Below are 15,459 nucleotides of genomic sequence, written 5' to 3' on the forward strand. Positions count from 1 at the left end.
CTGGTCTCGTCGCGGCATGCCCGGGCTCGTCGCGGCGCGGCCCTGGGCGGTCGCGACGATACTGGGCAGATGGACACCTCCGTCATCCCACCCACCCTCGCATCGCACCTGCCCACGACGCTGCTCATCGACGGCGAGTGGGGTGCGTCCTCCACCCGGACCACCTTCGAGGTGAGCAACCCGGCCACGGAGGAGTCGCTCTTCGACGTCTCCGACGCGAGCCCCGCCGACGGCCTCCGCGCGCTCGACGCCGCCGCCGGCGCCGCTGCGCAGTGGCGCACCACACCTCCACGCGTCCGCTCGGACGTGCTGCGCGAGGTCTTCGACGTCATCACGGTGCGCGCCGCGGACATCGCGGCGCTCATCACCGCGGAGTGCGGCAAGCCCTTCGCGGAGTCCCAGGCCGAGGTCGCCTACGGCGCGGAGTTCATCCGGTGGTACTCCGAGCAGGCGGTGCGCTCCCCCGGTCTGGTGCGCACGGCGCCGGCGGGCACCGGGACCCAGCTGGTGCGCAGCCGGCCCGTCGGGCCGGCGCTGCTCATCACGCCGTGGAACTTCCCCCTCGCGATGGTCACCCGCAAGATCGCGCCGGCCCTGGCCGCCGGGTGCACGGTGGTCATCAAGCCCGCCCGGCTCACCCCGCTGACCACGCTGTACGTCGCCGAGATCGTCCGTGAGGCGCTCGCCTCACGCGGGCTGCCAGCCGGAGTGATCAACGTCGTGCCGACGTCGTCCTCGGGCGCGGTCACCGAGCCGATCCTCGCCGACCCGCGGCTGCGCAAGCTGTCCTTCACCGGCTCCACGCAGGTGGGGCAGGGCTTGCTGCGAGCGGCGGCGACCGGGGTGCTGCGCACCTCCATGGAGCTCGGCGGCAACGCTCCCTTCCTCGTCTTCGCCGACGCCGACCTCGACGCCGCGGTCTCTGGGGCGATGACCGCCAAGATGCGCAACTCCGGGCAGACCTGCGTCGCGGCGAACCGCTTCCTCGTCGAGGCCTCGGTCGCCGAGGAGTTCACCGAGCGGCTCCGGGCGGCCTTCGACGCCCTCGTCGTGGGCGACGGCTCGGTGCCCGACGTCACCGTCGGCCCCCTCATCGAGGCGGCTGCGGTCGACAAGGTCGACGCGGCCGTCCAGCAGGCCGTGGACGACGGCGCGCGTGTGCGGATCGGCGGCAGCGCGCCGTCTGGCACAGGGCACTTCTATCTCCCGACAGTGCTCAGCGACGTCTCACCGGAGTCCGTGGTGGTGACCGAGGAGACCTTCGGGCCGGTCGCGCCGGTGGTGACCTTCGGCTCCGAGGAGGAGGCGCTCCAGCTCGCCAACGGGACCGAGTACGGGCTGGTGGCCTACGCCTACACCCGTGACCTGGGCCGGGCGATGCGCCTGACGGAGGAGATCGAGGCCGGGATGATCGGCATCAACCGTGGCCTCGTCTCGGACGCGAGCGCGCCCTTCGGCGGGCTCAAGCACTCCGGGCTCGGCCGCGAGGGCGGGGAGGCAGGGATCGAGGAGTACCTGGAGACGGTCTATGTCGCGATGTGAGGTGCGTCTCGGACGCGCGATAGGGTCACCGCATGGCACTGTTCACAGAATCGGCTGACGTCTCCGTCCGTCCGGCCCAGCCCGAGGACGTCGACGCGGTCACCGACGTCCAGCTCGCCGCCTGGCGGCTCTCGCACGACAGCGTGCTCGGCGAGGACGTCATGGCGGCCCTGGACGTGGCGCGCATGCGCGAGCAGTGGGCGGCGGCCATCACCGCCCCACCCGGGCCAGGATTTGCCGTGTTCGTCGCGTGCCGCCGGGCCGACGTGGTCGGCTTCGCCGCCGTGGGCCCGGGCCAGATCGTCGCGTTGGAGGTGCTGCCGGAGGAGCAGCGCTCCGGTCACGGCTCGCGTCTGCTCTCGGCGGCCGTCGACCGCATCCGGGCCGATGGCGCTGACGAGGTGAGTACCTGGGTGCTCGACGAGGACCCCGCCCGCGAGCAGTTCCTCTCCGGCGCAGGCCTGGGCCCCGACGGCCGACGCCGCACCCTGGCCACCGGCGTCCGCGACGTCACCGAAGCCCGCTGGTCCGCCGAGCTCTGACCCACCCGGCCCGCGCGCCCGCTGGCCCCGCTGGCCCTGCCAGCCCCGCTGAGTGCACGGTAATGTCCGCGACACGCCGGTGCGACACGCCCGTTATCGTGCACTCAGCGGTGCGGGTGGGGCGCTGGGGGTGGGATGGGTCAGCGGGTTCGGTAGAGGCGGGCTGCGGTGCGCAGGGCGGACCGGGCGCGCTTGCGGTCGCGGGCGGCGTCGTAGGCGAAGGCCACGTTGTACCAGGCCTTCCAGCTCTCCGGCTCAGCCTCCACGCGCTCGCGCATCACGACGAAGGCCGCATCGGCCGCGTCCCGGTCGATCCGTCCCCCGGGCGAGCGCGGCAGGTCGTCCACCGGCAGCTCGCCGGCCGCGGCCAGCTCGTCAGCCATCCGCTGCACCACGACTCCCAGCCACCACTCCCGGGCGATGAGCGCGACCGCGAGCAGCGGGATGATGAGCACGCCCACGCCGATCGCGATGCCGACCGGTTCTCCGGTCCCCATGAGTGCCTGTGCCCGGCCCCAGATCGCGTAGACGTACAGCGCGAGCAGAACTGTGACCGCGACCGCGCCGAGCAGCGCCTTCTTGTTCATCGCCGGCTCAGGACAGGTCGAGGACGTTGTCCAGGCCGACGGTCAGGCCTGGGCGGGAGACGACCTCGCGGATCGCGAGCAGCACACCAGGCATGAAGGACACCCGGTCGAAGGAGTCCTGACGGATGATCAGCTGCTCACCGGCGTTGCCGAAGAGGATCTCCTCGTGGGCCACCAGCCCGCGCAGCCGCACCGCATGCACCCGCACGCCGTCGACGTCGGCCCCGCGGGCCTCGAAGCCCGTCTCGGTCGCGTCGGGGCTGGGCGCGACGCCGGCCTCGGCACGGGCCGCCGCGATGGCGGCGGCGGTGTGGCGGGCGGTGCCGCTGGGGGCGTCGACCTTGTCCGGGTGGTGCAGCTCGATGACCTCAGCGGACTCGAAGTAGCGTGCGGCCTTGGCGGCGAAGGTCATCGCGAGGACGGCGCTCAGACCGAAGTTCGGGGCGATGAGCACGCCGAGGCCCTGGCTCGCAGGACCCTCCTGGGCGAGATGCTCGGCAACCCGGCCGCGGGACTCCTCGGTCCAGCCGGTCGTGCCGACGACCGCGTGGATCCCGGCGTCGATGAGCGCGTGCACGTTGGCCTCGGTCACCGCGGGGATGGTGAAGTCGACTGCCACCTGGGCGCCGGAGTCCGCGACGACGGAGAAGTCGTCGCCCGCGTCGAAGCGTGCCACGAGCTCGAGGTCTGGGGCGGCCTCGACCGCCGCGCACACCGTCTGGCCCATGCGGCCGGCGGCACCGAGCACCGCGACCTTGATCGTCTGAGTAGCTGAGTCAGTCACGAGGCAAGGATATCCGCCCGGTCGTGATGGTCGGCCTTCCCTGGTGCCCGGCGGTCAAGGTCACCTGGTGAGGCCGATGAGAGTGCATCGACACCAGGGGCGAGCCGCTCGGCGAAGCCCATCGGCACTCCGACCGCGCGTCCTGTCGCCTCTCATGCTCTGGGCGGTGCTCGCCTCGCGCGAGCGCCTGTCCGTCAGGGCGACGGGAGGGGTGTCGGTCTGAGGCTCCGGCGTCGAGCCCGGCGCCACAGGCGCACGGCGATCACGAGTGCGACGACGAGCGCCACGAGCGCGATCACCGGTGCCACCAGGGCCAGCAGGGTCATGCCCGCTGATGCCCCGTCCTCGAGGGAGCTCACCACCACGCCGCCCACCCCGAGGGTCGCGATGTTGATGGCTGGACGCGCCGAGGACTTGAGCAGGTGGACACCGAGGGCGATGAGGACGCCGACGACGATCGGCAGCCACCGATCGGTGTCCAGGACGTCCGAGGGCGCATCGACCGCGAAGGTCTGCGAGGCGGAGCCGGCTCCGAAGACCACGCCGCCCGCGCTCGGGCGCACAAGAGTCTGGATGACGTCGTTGACGGAGTCCACAGCGGGGATCTTGTCCGCCACCACCTCGATGACCAGCAGCAGCCCCAGCCCGGCGAGCAGCCACTCGTCGGTGAGCCATTCCCACGCCGGCGGCAGGGTCACGACCGAGGTGAAGCGCGCGAGGAGGCCGACGAGGATGAGCGGGACGTAGGCGTTGAGCCCGGCCGCCCCGGAGAGCCCGATCCCGGTGATGAATCCCAGCATGCCGGTCCCTCCTCAAACAGAAGCGTCGATCGCGATCAGCGGAGTCTATCGCCGGGTCTCGCCGAGCCGCAGGCCCCCCAGAGACACGTGTGGCCGGTCGCTCGCGCGACCGGCCACATCCGTCATGGTGGATCAGTCCCCGAAAGGCCCGACGCGCACGGTCGACCGGGGCCGCGCGGCGAGGTCCTTGGCCAGGGCCTGCACCTCGTCCGCGGTCACGGACCGGATCCGGTCGAGCGACTCGGCGACGCTGAGCAGCTCACCGGTCACCAGGTCCGCCTTGCCCAGGCGGCTCATCCGCGAGCCGGAGTCTTCCAGCCCGAGGACAAGTCCACCGGAGAGCTGGCCGACGCTGCGCTCGAGCTCGGCCGTGGTGATCCCCGAGTCGGCGAGGTGCTCCAGCTCGCTCACGAGGAGCTCGCTGACCTCGTCGACCTTCGCCGGGGTGCACCCGGCGTACAGCCCGAAGGTGCCGATGCCTCCGTGGCTGGAGGCGAAGGAGTACGTCGAGTACGCCAGGCCACGCTTCTCACGGATCTCCTGGAAGAGACGCGAGGACATGCCCCCGCCCAGGACCGCGCTGAGCACCGACAGGATGAACCGTCGGTCGTCCGTGGCGGAGATCCCCGTGGAGCCGATGACGACGTTCGCCTGCTCGACGGTGCGCCGGATGGTCAGCTCGGTGCCGACCTCTCCGACGCCGGTGATGTCGGAGGAGTCACGCCGCGCCCGCGGCGTGGCCCCGGCAGCCAGGTCCCAGCCGCCGTCAGACAGCGCGGCTTCCACCTGCGCGCAGAGGGCGTCGTGGTCGACGCCGCCCGCGGCGGAGATGACCAGCGTCTCCGGCCGGTAGTGCCACTGGTAGTGCTCCCAGACGGCGGAGCGCGGCACGGCGTTGATCGTGTCCGGGGTGCCACCGATGGGACGGCCGAGGGGGTGCCCGGCCAGGACGGCCGCGGCGAACTCCTCGTGCGCGACGTCGGACGGGTCGTCGTCGTTCATCGCGAGCTCTTCGAGGATCACTCCTCGTTCGGTCTCCAGCTCCGCCTCGTCGATGCGGGCCGAGGTGACCATGTCCGTGATGACGTCCACGGCCATCGGCAGATCGGAGTCGAGCACCCGCGCGTAGTAGCAGGTGTGCTCCTTGCCGGTGCCAGCGTTGGCCTCGCCGCCGACGGCGTCGAAGGCCTCGGCGATGTCCATCGCGCTGCGGCGCTGGGTGCCCTTGAACAGCAGGTGCTCGAGGAAGTGCGTCGAGCCGTAGTGGCCGCTGGTCTCGTCACGCGAGCCAACTCCCACCCAGGCGCCGACGGTCGCTGAGCGCAGCCCGGGCATGTGCTCGGTGAGCACCCGAACCCCGCCGGGCAGGACGCTGCGACGGATCGTCGCACCGTCCTGCCCGGCGGTCAGCTCGTTCGCCGGCGAACCGGCAGGGGCGAGCGGAAGGTTCCAGGGCACGTCAGACGTCTGCCCCGGCGTCGGCCGACTCAGCGGCCGCCTCGTCGATCACCGCGTGCAGCGAGAGCTTGCCGCGAGGGTCGACCTCACCGATCTCGACCTGGACCTTCTGGCCGATGGCCAGGACGTCCTCGACGTTCTCGACACGCTTGCCACCGACGAGCTTGCGGATCTGGCTGATGTGCAGCAGTCCGTCCTTGCCCGGGGAGAGGGAGATGAAGGCACCGAAGGACGTGGTCTTGACGACCGTCCCGACGAAGCGCTCACCGATCTCCGGCACGTGCGGGTTGGCGATCGCGTTGATCGCCGCGCGCGCGGCCTCTGCGGACGGGCCGTCGACCGCACCGATGTACACGGTGCCGTCGTCCTCGATGGAGATGTCCGCGCCGGTCTCCTCCTGGATCTGGTTGATCATCTTGCCCTTCGGGCCGATGACCTCGCCGATCTTGTCTACGGGGACCTGGACCGAGATGACGCGAGGAGCGAAGGGGCTCATCTCGTCGGGCACGTCGATGGCCTCGGCCAGGACGTCGAGGATCGCGAAGCGGGCGTCGCGGGCCTGGGTCAGCGCGCCGCCGAGGACCGAGGCGGGGATGCCGTCGAGCTTGGTGTCGAGCTGGATGGCCGTGACGAACTCACGGGTACCGGCGACCTTGAAGTCCATGTCACCGAAGGCGTCCTCGGCTCCGAGGATGTCGGTCAGGGCCGCGTAGCGCGGGGTGCCGTCGACGACGTCGGAGATGAGGCCCATGGCGATGCCGGCGACGGGTGCGCGCAGCGGCACACCAGCGTTGAGCAGCGACAGGGTCGAGGCGCAGACGGAGCCCATGGAGGTGGAACCGTTGGAGCTGAGAGCCTCAGAGACCTGGCGGATCGCGTACGGGAACTCCTCACGGCTCGGCAGCACCGGCATGAGGGCGCGCTCGGCGAGTGCGCCGTGCCCGATCTCACGACGCTTGGGGCTGCCCACGCGACCGGTCTCACCGGTCGAGTACGGCGGGAAGTTGTAGTTGTGCATGTAGCGCTTGCGCGTCTCCGGACCGAGGGAGTCGATCTGCTGCTCCATGCGGAGCATGTTCAGCGTGGTGATGCCCAGGATCTGGGTCTCCCCGCGCTCGAAGATCGCCGAGCCGTGGACGCGAGGGACAACCTCGACCTCGGCGGACAGCGTGCGGATGTCGGCGAGGCCACGGCCGTCGATGCGAACACCGTCGGTGAGGACACGCTGGCGGATGAGGTGCTTGGTGACCGCGCGGAAGGCTGCGGACAGCTCCTTCTCGCGACCCTCGAAGCGGTCTCCCAGCGTCTCCAGGACGCCGGCCTTGAGCTCGTCCAGGCGAGCCTCGCGGGTCTGCTTGTCCGCGATGGTCAGCGCCTTGGCGAGCTCGGTGGTGACCTCGGCCTCGACGGCGGCGTACGCGTCGTCCTGGTAGTCCAGGAACAGCGGGAACTCCTGGACCGGCTTGGCGGCCTTGGCGGCCAGAGCGGCCTGAGCCTCGCAGAGCTGGCGGATGAAGACCTTGGAGGCCTCAAGACCCTCGGCGACGATGGCCTCGGTCGGGGCGATGGCGCCCTCGTTCTTGATGAGGTTCCAGGAGTTGTCGGTGGCCTCGGCCTCGACCATCATGATCGCGACGTCGTCACCGGCGACGCGACCGGCGACGACCATGTCGAAGACAGCCTTCTCCTTGTCGGAGTACTTGGGGAAGGCGACCCACTGGCCGTCGACCAGGGCGATGCGCACGGCACCGACGGGGCCGGAGAACGGCAGGCCGGACAGCTGCGTGGACAGCGACGCGACGTTGATCGCGAGGGTGTCGTAGGCGTCGTCGGGGTGCAGCGAGAGCACGGTCACGACGACCTGGACCTCGTTGCGCAGACCCTTGGTGAAGGTCGGGCGCAGCGGGCGGTCGATGAGACGGCAGGTGAGGATCGCGTCGGTCGAGGGACGACCCTCGCGGCGGAAGAACGAGCCCGGGATGCGGCCCGCGGCGTACATGCGCTCTTCGACGTCGACGGTGAGCGGGAAGAAGTCGAACTGGTCCTTGGGGTGCTTGCCCACGGTCGTGGCCGAGAGCAGCATGGTCTCGCCGTCGAGGTAGGCGACGGCGGAGCCGGCAGCCTGACGGGCCAGACGGCCGGTCTCGAAGCGGACGGTGCGGGTGCCGAAGCGCCCGTTGTCGATGGTGGTTTCTACAAATTCGATCTCGGGACCCTCCATGGGTGCCCTCCTCTGTGACGAAGGATCCGTCGCGCTGTGCCCTGGCGGTCTTCGATCGAGGTTCACGGAGCAGTTCTGGCGCATGTGCGCGCTGCTGCCGGGACCCACTACCGAGGACCGAACAAGGGCATCCGAGACGGACCGGATGGGTGAAGCTGTTCAGGTGTAACTCAGTTATACCGAACTAGCCCGGCCCCTAAAGTGCAAGGGACCGGGCTATGAAGCATGCTGTCAGCGACGCAGACCGAGACGCTCGATCAGGCTGCGGTAGCGGTTGATGTCAACCTTCTGCAGGTACCCGAGGAGGCGACGGCGCTTTCCGACGAGGAGAAGCAGGCCACGACGGCTGTGGTGGTCGTGCTTGTGCTCCTTGAGGTGCTCGGTGAGGTCCTTGATGCGCTGCGTGAGCATCGCAACCTGAACCTCAGGCGAACCGGTGTCGCCCTCAGTGGTGGCAAACTCGGTCATGATGGACTGCTTGGTGGCAGTGTCGAGGGGCACGGCTCTCCTTGGTGTGTATCGTTGCGCGGCGCTCTGGGGCATTTCCACCCGAGCACTATCTGTCCGCGGCCGATCTAACGGCGTTCGAAGTCTAGCAGCATGACGGGGCGGTCCGCTGAGAGGGCCGTCTACCGCTCGGCTAGCACGCCCTGCTCCCGTGCCCGCGCCACCGCGGCGGTGCGTGACTGCACCCCGAGCTTGTCGAAGATGTGCACCAGGTGCGTCTTGACGGTCGCCCTCGACAGGAAGAGCTCGGCCGCGACCTCGTCGTTGGACCTGCCGGCCGCCACGAGCTCGAGCACCTCGAGCTCGCGCCGGGTCAGGGACACCGACGGGGCGCGCAGCCGGCCCAGCAGCTTGCGCTGCACGAGCGGGCCGAGCGCGACCTGACCGGCGGCGGCGGCCCGGATCGCGGTGGTCAGCTCCTCGGTCGGGGCGTCCTTGAGCAGGTACCCCGTCGCGCCCGCCTCCACGGCGGAGAGGATCTCGGCGTCGGAGTCGTAGGTGGTGAGGATGAGCACCGGCGGACCGGCGATCGCACTCAGCTCCGCGGCAGCCTGCGCCCCGGTCATCCGGCCCGGACCGAACCGCAGGTCGAGGCAGACGACGTCGGCGCTCAGGCCGCCGCGGACCGCCGCGAGCAGGTCCTCTGCGGTGGGGAACTCCGCCACCACGGACATGTCAGGCTCGGCGTCGATCACCGCGCGCAGCCCGGCGCGCACGATCGGGTGGTCGTCGGTGAGCACGACGGCGAGGGGTGCGCCGTGGCCTCCTGGTGCGCTCGCTCCGGTCTGAGTCCCCGTCATCGCTCCACCTCGTCGCTCTGCGGCACGGCCGGCACCGGTGTGCCGGTGAGGGGCACATGGACCGCGAGCGCAGTCCCCGCTCCCCCAGGGGCCGACTCCACCGTCAGCGTCCCGCCGAGCTCGGTCACCCGCGACCGCATGGCCGGGAGCCCGAACCCGCCTGCGCCCACCGCCGGACGCTCGGGGTCGAAGCCGCGACCGTCGTCCACCACGTCCAGGACCACGCCGTCGTCGAGGTAGGTGACCGTGAGATCCGCGCGGGTGGCCCCGGAGTGCTGGATGACGTTGGCGGCGGCGGACTGGGCGATGCGAAGCAGCGTCGCCTCCACGGTGAGCGGCAGCTCACGCGGGTCCCCGCTCACGCTCACGTGCCAGTCGATGCTCGACCGCTGAGAGGACTGCGCCGCCAGGCGCTCCAGCGCCCCGGCCAGCGAGGTCGTCTCGAGGCCGGAGGGCGCCAGTGCCTTGACCACGCGGCGCGCCTCGTCGAGGTTCTCGTGGGCGGTGTCGCGCGCGAGGGCGATCCGCTCCCGCGCGGTGGCGACGTCCGCCTCCTCGAGCGAGCGGTCTGCCGCCCGTAGCAGGAGGTTGATGGAGGAGAACCCCTGGGCGAGGGTGTCGTGGATCTCGCGGGCGAGCCGCTCACGCTCGGCCGCGGTCGCCTGCTCGCGCTCGGCGCGGGCCAGCTCCGACCGCGTCCGCGTCAGCTCGGCGATCACTGCCTGGCGCTCCTGGGACTCGCGGACCACCGCCTCGAAGCCGAGCACCACGGCGACCGCCACCGCGGCTCCGACGACCGGGCCGAACACCGAGCCGACCGGCGTCAGCCCGTTGTGCAGCGCTCCCAGGACGGCGAGCACCGTCGTCGCCGCGACCGCAGCGGTGCCGCGACGCGGGCCCAGGACGTGCATCTGCAGGAACATCAGCGGGAAGGCGATCCACAGCGCTGCGTCGCCGAGCAGCAGCAGCCCTGCCCACGCCACGATGAGCGCGATCATCCACGCCCCACCGGGCCACAGCTGACCGCGCGGGGCGTCGACCGAGGAGTCGGCCACGTGGACGGTCAGCCGGCCAGCCACATAGACGCAGGCGAAGACGAGGACACCGGCAGCCAACCAGCCGCGCGGCGTCTCCCCCTCGGTGACCGACAGGACGAGGAGCAGCACCACGAGCGCGCCGACGAGGACGTCCAGGCTGACCTGCAGCCCGCGGGCTGCCTTGATGACGTCGTGGGGTCTCACCGCTCCACCGTATCCACGGTCGAGCTCCACGCATCAACCAAAGGGTGGAGATCGCGGTCCATCTCGCGGCGCCGAAGGAACGTCCGCCCGCCTGATCTACACGGCGACCCCGCGCGACAGGCTGGAAGCAGTCACCGTCCCGTCCACGAGAGGACCTTCCATGTTCGTCGCACTCAGAGACCTCCGGTTCGCCAAGGGCCGCTTCCTCCTCATGACCTCCGTCATCGCGCTCATCACGGTGCTCGTCGGCTTCCTGGCGAGCCTGACGGCCGGGCTCGGGAGGGCGAGCACCTCCGCGGTCGTCGACCTGCCTGCCACCTACCTGTCCTTCGCTCAGGCACCCGGCTCGGACCCGAGCTTTACCGAGTCCCAGGTCGACCGGTCGCAGTGGGAGGGCTGGTCCCAGGTCGCCGGAGTCGAGGGCGCCGAGCCGCTCGGTGTCGCGCAGACCCGGGCGACCCTCGAGGACATGACGGCGGCGGTCACCGCCTTCGGCCTCCAGCCAGGCTCTGAGCTGGCGCCGGCCGCGGTGTCCGAGGGCCAGGTGCTCGTGTCCGCCGGCGCCGCCGAGGCGCTCGACGCCAGCGACGGAGCGTCGTTGACCATCGGCCAGCAGTCCTTCACCGTCGAGGTCGTCGACTCCGACGCGGAGTACGCCCACACCCCAGTCGTGTGGGTCTCGCTCGCAGACTGGCAGGCGATCGGTGCGCGCGGCGGGAGCAGCGCGGACGCGGCTGCGGGTGCGTCCGCGGATGCCGCCAGCCTCGTCGCGACCGTCGTCGCTGTGCAGACCACCGACGGCTCGGCGCTGCCCGGCGACGTCCTCACCGCAGCCGACGACGAGCTCGCGACCCAGACGCTGGGCCTGCAGGACTCCCGCTCGGCGATCAGCTCCTTCGCGGCCGAGAACCTCTCCCTGACCATGATGCAGACCTTCCTCGTGGCGATCTCCGCCCTCGTGGTCGGCGCGTTCTTCACGGTCTGGACCATCAACCGCGGCCGTGACATCGCGGTGCTCAAGGCCCTGGGCGCATCCAACGGATACCTGCTCAAGGACGCGATCGGGCAAGCGCTCATCGTCCTGCTCCTGGGCACCGGCACCGGCGCAGCCCTGGCCGGAGGACTCGGCCTCCTGGCGGCCCAGGTCATGCCCGTCGTCATCGGCGTCAGCACGATCGTCGTCCCCGCTCTGCTCCTGGCGGCGCTCGGCCTGGTCGGCGCGCTGCTGGCGGTCGTGCGGATCACCCGCATCGACCCGCACGCGGCCCTCGCCGCCCGCTGATCGACCTGCCCCGCCGTCCGCCTTCCCACTCAGTCAGTCAGTCAGCAAGAAAGGCCACCATGCTCACCCTGGACCACATCACCCTCACCTACCCCGACGGGGACCGCGACCTCGTCGCGGTCGACGACGTCAGCCTCACCGTGGCCCCCGGGACCGCGACGGCGGTCCTCGGCCCGTCCGGGTCAGGCAAGTCGAGCCTGCTCGCGGTCGCCTCCACGCTCACCCGCCCCACCCAGGGGCTCGTGCGCATCGGCGACGACGTCGTCAACGCTCCCGCCGGTCACCCCGAGGCCGCGCCCGACGCCGTGAGCGCCCGCCTGCGACGCGAGCGGATCGGCATCGTCTTCCAGCAGCCTCAGCTCATCGACTCCCTCACCGCCGTGGAGCAGCTCGAGCTCATGGCGCACCTGCAGGGCAGGTCACCACGCTCGGCCCGCAGCCGGGCGATGGAGCTGCTCGACGCCGTCGGGCTGGCACCGTGGGCCGCGAAGCGTCCCGCGCAGCTCTCGGGAGGCCAGCGCCAGCGCGTCGCGATCGCCCGGGCCATGATGAGCTCCCCCGAGGTGCTGCTCGTCGACGAGCCGACCTCGGCCCTCGACCACGACCGCGGTATCCAGATCGTCGACCTCATCACCACCCTCACCCGCGAGTCCGGCGCGGCGACGATCATCGTCACCCACGACGAGGCGACGCTGGCCTCTGTCCCGACGAGGATCCACCTCGCAGACGGACGGATCACCGCTGGGGCCGACGCCACCCGCTCGCGGTGACCTGCGTCCGCACGGTTCGCTCACGCCCCGCCGGGACGGACCTCTGGACCGGCCTGTGAACAGTGCCTATGCTGCCGCCATGACCATCTCACCGGACACGAAGAACTGGACCTGGGTGACCGAGCGGGCCTGCCCGGAGTGCGGCTTCGACGCCTCAGCCATCACGCTCGACGACGTGCCCGGCCTGCTCCGTGACGCGGTCGCGCTGTGGCCGGCGATCCTCGAGCGCGACGACGTGGCCACCCGGCCCGACCCGCACACGTGGTCCGCCCTCGAGTACGGGGCCCACGTCCGGGACGTCATCGACGTCTTCACCGAGCGGTTCGCCCGGACGCTGGACGAGGACGACCCGCTCCTGGAGAACTGGGACCAGGACGCCACTGCGGCCGCCAGCCGCTACGACGAGCAGGACCCCCGTGCGGTCTCTGCCCAGCTGGTCACGAGCGGTGAGGCCCTCGCGACCACGCTCGCGGCGATCCCGCAGTCACAGGCCGGGCGCACCTGCCTGCGCAGCGACGGGTCCCGGTTCACGGTCGACTCCCTCGCCCGCTACTTCATCCATGACGTCGTCCACCACCTGTGGGACGTCTCGCGCCCGCTCCCCTGACGCGCCGCAGGCCTGTCACGCGTCTGCGCGCCGGACGACCGAGCTCGCTGCGAGCGCCGCACCCGAGAACAGCACCTGCATCCCGACGATCCCCCAGGCCGGAGTTCCGGCGACCACCGCGACGAGCAGCGGGAGGGCGCCCGCGACGGCGAGGTCGGGGCCGCGGGTGACCATGGACAGCGCACCGGTCGGCACCGCCCCCGCAGGGGTGGCCAGCAGCGGGGCTGACCACTGCGGCGGCTCCCGGTAGGCACCACGCACGGCGCCTGCAGCGAAGCACCCGGCGGCGGCCAGCAAGAGCGCGAGCCACCGCGGGTCGTCGAGCACCAGAGGCGAGCAGCCGAGACCGCAGCTGATCAAGGCCATCGTGGCCGGCACCACGGCACGCACCGACCGGGTCGCTCGCGCGCTGAGCGGCAGCAGCGAGTCGAGCACCGGTGAGCCCTGGGCCGCACGCGCGCCCTGGGCCCCCAGCTGGGCGCTGCGGATCCCCACGGCCAGGAGCACCACCGCGTGCCCCAGACCTCCAGCCAGCGCCGGGATCTCTCGAGCGAGGACGACGAGCGCACCGAGGCCCACGGCCTGGGCGACCAGGACCGGGTTCCGCGCCACAGCGAGCACCTCGGCAGCCAGCAACGCGGTCACCGGCCCGCGCACCCACCGCAGCCCGGCGGGACGTCGGGGCGGTCGCCGTACCCCGGGACCGTCAAGGGCTCGGCCGAGCTCACGCAGGTCGAGGGAGACCATCGCGGTGCCAGCCTGCTCCGCCACCGAGGTCGCAGACGTGAGCGTGCGCGACCCCAGCCCCTCCAGCCCGCGGTGCCACCTGTGCACCCCCGCCAGGAGCAGGCAGCCAGCCCCGCCGAGCACCACCGCGGCAGCCCGTCCCCCACCCCACCAGGGCGCGTCCCAGCCGGCTCCCTTCCCGCCGCCCGGGTCTGCGGCGCCAGTCACCACGAGCATCACGCCCAGCACAGGTGTCAGTGCCAGGACGAGGTCACCCGTCACGACGATCGCCGCCAGCACCGACCGGCGGTGCTGCAGAAGACCGACCGCGGTCACCACGAGTGCGCCGCACAGCATGCCGGTGACGGCGCTCGTCGTCAGGCTCCGCGGCGTGACAGGCACGCCGGTCGACGCCGTCACCAGCGTCACGAAGGCAGCACCCGACACCGACCACAGCCCGAGCGCACGCACCAGGCGCACCGAGAGCAGGCTCGTGCGGTCCACGGGCATCGGCATCCACCAGCGCAGGCCGGCGCCGGACACCGCCACCGGGCCGAGCCGCGCCGCCATCGTGGCGGCCAGCGCGAGCCCGGCGACCAGCAGGAGCATCCGCAGGGCGGGGAGCGCGAGCCCGGGCGCGGCCACGTCCTCCGGCGCCGCGAGCACGAGGTCACGGACCACCCCGGCCGCTCCGACGACCAGGCCGACGGTGATCGCCGCGGCGGTCACCAGCCAGAGCCCGTCGGTCAGGACCGTCACCCGCCGCGCTGTGCGGTGCGAGGCTGCCACCCTCGCTGTCAGGTCCCGGATCTCGGCACCGCTGAGCTCCTCGTCCGGGTCCGTCTCGAGCCGGGGCAGCATCACAGACCGCGGGCCAGCGCGGCCACGGCCGCTGCGGGAGACAGCACCTCGCACACGTCGTCTGTCACGAGAAGAGCCGGGGCGCCTGTGCCCTCCAGGAGATCCTCGTCGTGCGTGGCGAAGACGATGCTCACCCCGCGAGCGGCATCCTCGCGCATCAGCTGGGCGAGGGTGCGCCGCATGCGGACGTCCAGGCGCTGCTCCGGCTCGTCCAGGACGAGGAGCCTGCGCGGTCTGGCGAAGCCCGCGGCGAGCAGCAGGCGTCGACGCTGCCCGGAGGACAGCGACTCCGGGACGGCACCGGCCTGCCCGGTCAGGCCGAACTGGTCGAGCAGCTCGTCGACCACGGTCCCGGCGGACCGCACCGCGTGCCCGCGCGCGGTGAGGACGAGGTGCTCCCGGGTCGTCAGGCCGGGGAAGTAGGCATCGGCGTCCAGGACACCGGCGACGTGGCTCCGGAAGGCGCGTTCACGTTCGTCGACCTCACGGCCGAGCACCTCGACCGTCCCGGCGAGCGGCTCCAGCAACCCGAGCACGGCTCGCAGCAGCGTCGACTTCCCGCTCCCGTTCGCGCCGATGACCGCGAGCATCTGACCGGCACCGACCACGACGTCGACCGGAGCGCACACGGGCGCGCCGGCATACCCGACGCTGAGGCCGTCTGCGCGCAGGACCGCGCCGGCGGCGAGGGTCTCGGCCGCAGGGGGTACCGCGCGCTCGGCGGACACCGG

General features: G+C 71.7%; 15 protein-coding genes. 5 read left to right on the forward strand and 10 right to left on the reverse strand.

The window, feature by feature from the left end; translation table 11 throughout:
• The first annotated feature begins 69 nt into the window (after positions 1-69).
• Complete coding sequence (locus SS2_RS09830) at positions 70-1,542, forward strand: NAD-dependent succinate-semialdehyde dehydrogenase (RefSeq protein ID WP_066463539.1); 1,473 nt, start codon at positions 70-72, stop codon at positions 1,540-1,542.
• 32 nt (positions 1,543-1,574) lie between these two features.
• Complete coding sequence (locus tag SS2_RS09835) at positions 1,575-2,084, forward strand: GNAT family N-acetyltransferase (RefSeq protein WP_066463541.1); 510 nt, start codon at positions 1,575-1,577, stop codon at positions 2,082-2,084.
• A 140-nt stretch (positions 2,085-2,224) separates the two neighbouring features.
• Here the strand turns inward: SS2_RS09835 and SS2_RS09840 are convergent, their stop codons facing one another.
• The 8 genes from SS2_RS09840 to SS2_RS09875 form a co-directional block, all read right to left on the reverse strand.
• Entirely contained in the window at positions 2,225-2,671 is a 447-nt protein-coding gene (locus SS2_RS09840) for a hypothetical protein (protein ID WP_066463542.1), read from the reverse strand.
• A gap of 7 nt (positions 2,672-2,678) precedes the next feature.
• The gene (gene dapB / locus SS2_RS09845) at positions 2,679-3,455 is read right to left on the reverse strand and encodes a 4-hydroxy-tetrahydrodipicolinate reductase (RefSeq protein ID WP_281178681.1); all 777 of its coding nucleotides are present in this window, start codon (positions 3,453-3,455) and stop codon (positions 2,679-2,681) included.
• A 194-nt stretch (positions 3,456-3,649) separates the two neighbouring features.
• The gene (locus SS2_RS09850; RefSeq protein WP_066463543.1) at positions 3,650-4,255 is read right to left on the reverse strand and encodes a DUF4126 domain-containing protein; all 606 of its coding nucleotides are present in this window, start codon (positions 4,253-4,255) and stop codon (positions 3,650-3,652) included.
• 132 nt (positions 4,256-4,387) lie between these two features.
• Positions 4,388-5,713 (reverse strand): M16 family metallopeptidase, encoded by a 1,326-nt coding sequence (locus tag SS2_RS09855; RefSeq protein WP_066463544.1) that lies wholly within the window; start codon positions 5,711-5,713, stop codon positions 4,388-4,390.
• A gap of 1 nt (position 5,714) precedes the next feature.
• Complete coding sequence (locus SS2_RS09860; protein ID WP_066463545.1) at positions 5,715-7,934, reverse strand: polyribonucleotide nucleotidyltransferase; 2,220 nt, start codon at positions 7,932-7,934, stop codon at positions 5,715-5,717.
• A 231-nt stretch (positions 7,935-8,165) separates the two neighbouring features.
• The gene (gene rpsO / locus SS2_RS09865; protein WP_066463546.1) at positions 8,166-8,435 is read right to left on the reverse strand and encodes a 30S ribosomal protein S15; all 270 of its coding nucleotides are present in this window, start codon (positions 8,433-8,435) and stop codon (positions 8,166-8,168) included.
• 128 nt (positions 8,436-8,563) lie between these two features.
• A complete protein-coding gene (locus tag SS2_RS09870) occupies positions 8,564-9,241 on the reverse strand; it encodes a LuxR C-terminal-related transcriptional regulator (RefSeq protein ID WP_066463548.1) in 678 nt (225 codons plus the stop codon).
• Positions 9,238-10,482, reverse strand: coding sequence for a sensor histidine kinase (locus SS2_RS09875; RefSeq protein WP_066463877.1), 1,245 nt, complete (start codon positions 10,480-10,482; stop codon positions 9,238-9,240). The genes SS2_RS09870 and SS2_RS09875 overlap by 4 nt, the downstream gene beginning before the upstream one ends.
• Positions 10,483-10,642: 160 nt before the next feature.
• Between SS2_RS09875 and SS2_RS09880 the strand changes: the two genes are divergently transcribed.
• The 3 genes from SS2_RS09880 (at position 10,643) to SS2_RS09890 (ending at position 13,141) form a co-directional block, all read left to right on the forward strand.
• Positions 10,643-11,764, forward strand: a complete 1,122-nt coding sequence (locus SS2_RS09880) for an FtsX-like permease family protein (protein WP_066463550.1) — start codon at positions 10,643-10,645, stop codon at positions 11,762-11,764.
• 59 nt (positions 11,765-11,823) lie between these two features.
• On the forward strand, positions 11,824-12,534 hold the full coding sequence (locus SS2_RS09885; protein ID WP_066463552.1) for an ABC transporter ATP-binding protein: 711 nt from the start codon (positions 11,824-11,826) through the stop codon (positions 12,532-12,534).
• Between the two features lie 79 nt (positions 12,535-12,613).
• On the forward strand, positions 12,614-13,141 hold the full coding sequence (locus SS2_RS09890; protein ID WP_066463555.1) for a DinB family protein: 528 nt from the start codon (positions 12,614-12,616) through the stop codon (positions 13,139-13,141).
• Positions 13,142-13,156: 15 nt separating this feature from the next.
• Here SS2_RS09890 and SS2_RS09895 read toward each other — a convergent pair whose 3' ends face one another.
• A complete protein-coding gene (locus SS2_RS09895) occupies positions 13,157-14,728 on the reverse strand; it encodes a DUF6297 family protein (RefSeq protein WP_066463558.1) in 1,572 nt (523 codons plus the stop codon).
• Positions 14,728-15,456 (reverse strand): ABC transporter ATP-binding protein, encoded by a 729-nt coding sequence (locus tag SS2_RS09900; protein WP_066463560.1) that lies wholly within the window; start codon positions 15,454-15,456, stop codon positions 14,728-14,730. Before SS2_RS09900 ends, SS2_RS09895 begins: the two co-directional genes overlap by 1 nt.
• Positions 15,457-15,459 lie beyond the last annotated feature (3 nt).

The organism is Sanguibacter suarezii NBRC 16159 (genome assembly GCF_001552735.1).
Taxonomy (GTDB): domain Bacteria; phylum Actinomycetota; class Actinomycetes; order Actinomycetales; family Cellulomonadaceae; genus Sanguibacter; species Sanguibacter suarezii.

Coding starts and splice junctions, on each gene's coding strand:
- SS2_RS09870 (WP_066463548.1), bottom strand. CDS start 9,241: ATGACGGGGACTCAGACCGGAGCGAGCGCACCAGGAGGCCACGGCGCA.
- SS2_RS09840 (WP_066463542.1), bottom strand. CDS start 2,671: ATGAACAAGAAGGCGCTGCTCGGCGCGGTCGCGGTCACAGTTCTGCTC.
- SS2_RS09890 (WP_066463555.1), top strand. CDS start 12,614: ATGACCATCTCACCGGACACGAAGAACTGGACCTGGGTGACCGAGCGG.
- SS2_RS09860 (WP_066463545.1), bottom strand. CDS start 7,934: ATGGAGGGTCCCGAGATCGAATTTGTAGAAACCACCATCGACAACGGG.
- SS2_RS09885 (WP_066463552.1), top strand. CDS start 11,824: ATGCTCACCCTGGACCACATCACCCTCACCTACCCCGACGGGGACCGC.
- SS2_RS09850 (WP_066463543.1), bottom strand. CDS start 4,255: ATGCTGGGATTCATCACCGGGATCGGGCTCTCCGGGGCGGCCGGGCTC.
- SS2_RS09830 (WP_066463539.1), top strand. CDS start 70: ATGGACACCTCCGTCATCCCACCCACCCTCGCATCGCACCTGCCCACG.
- SS2_RS09835 (WP_066463541.1), top strand. CDS start 1,575: ATGGCACTGTTCACAGAATCGGCTGACGTCTCCGTCCGTCCGGCCCAG.
- SS2_RS09895 (WP_066463558.1), bottom strand. CDS start 14,728: ATGCTGCCCCGGCTCGAGACGGACCCGGACGAGGAGCTCAGCGGTGCC.
- SS2_RS09880 (WP_066463550.1), top strand. CDS start 10,643: ATGTTCGTCGCACTCAGAGACCTCCGGTTCGCCAAGGGCCGCTTCCTC.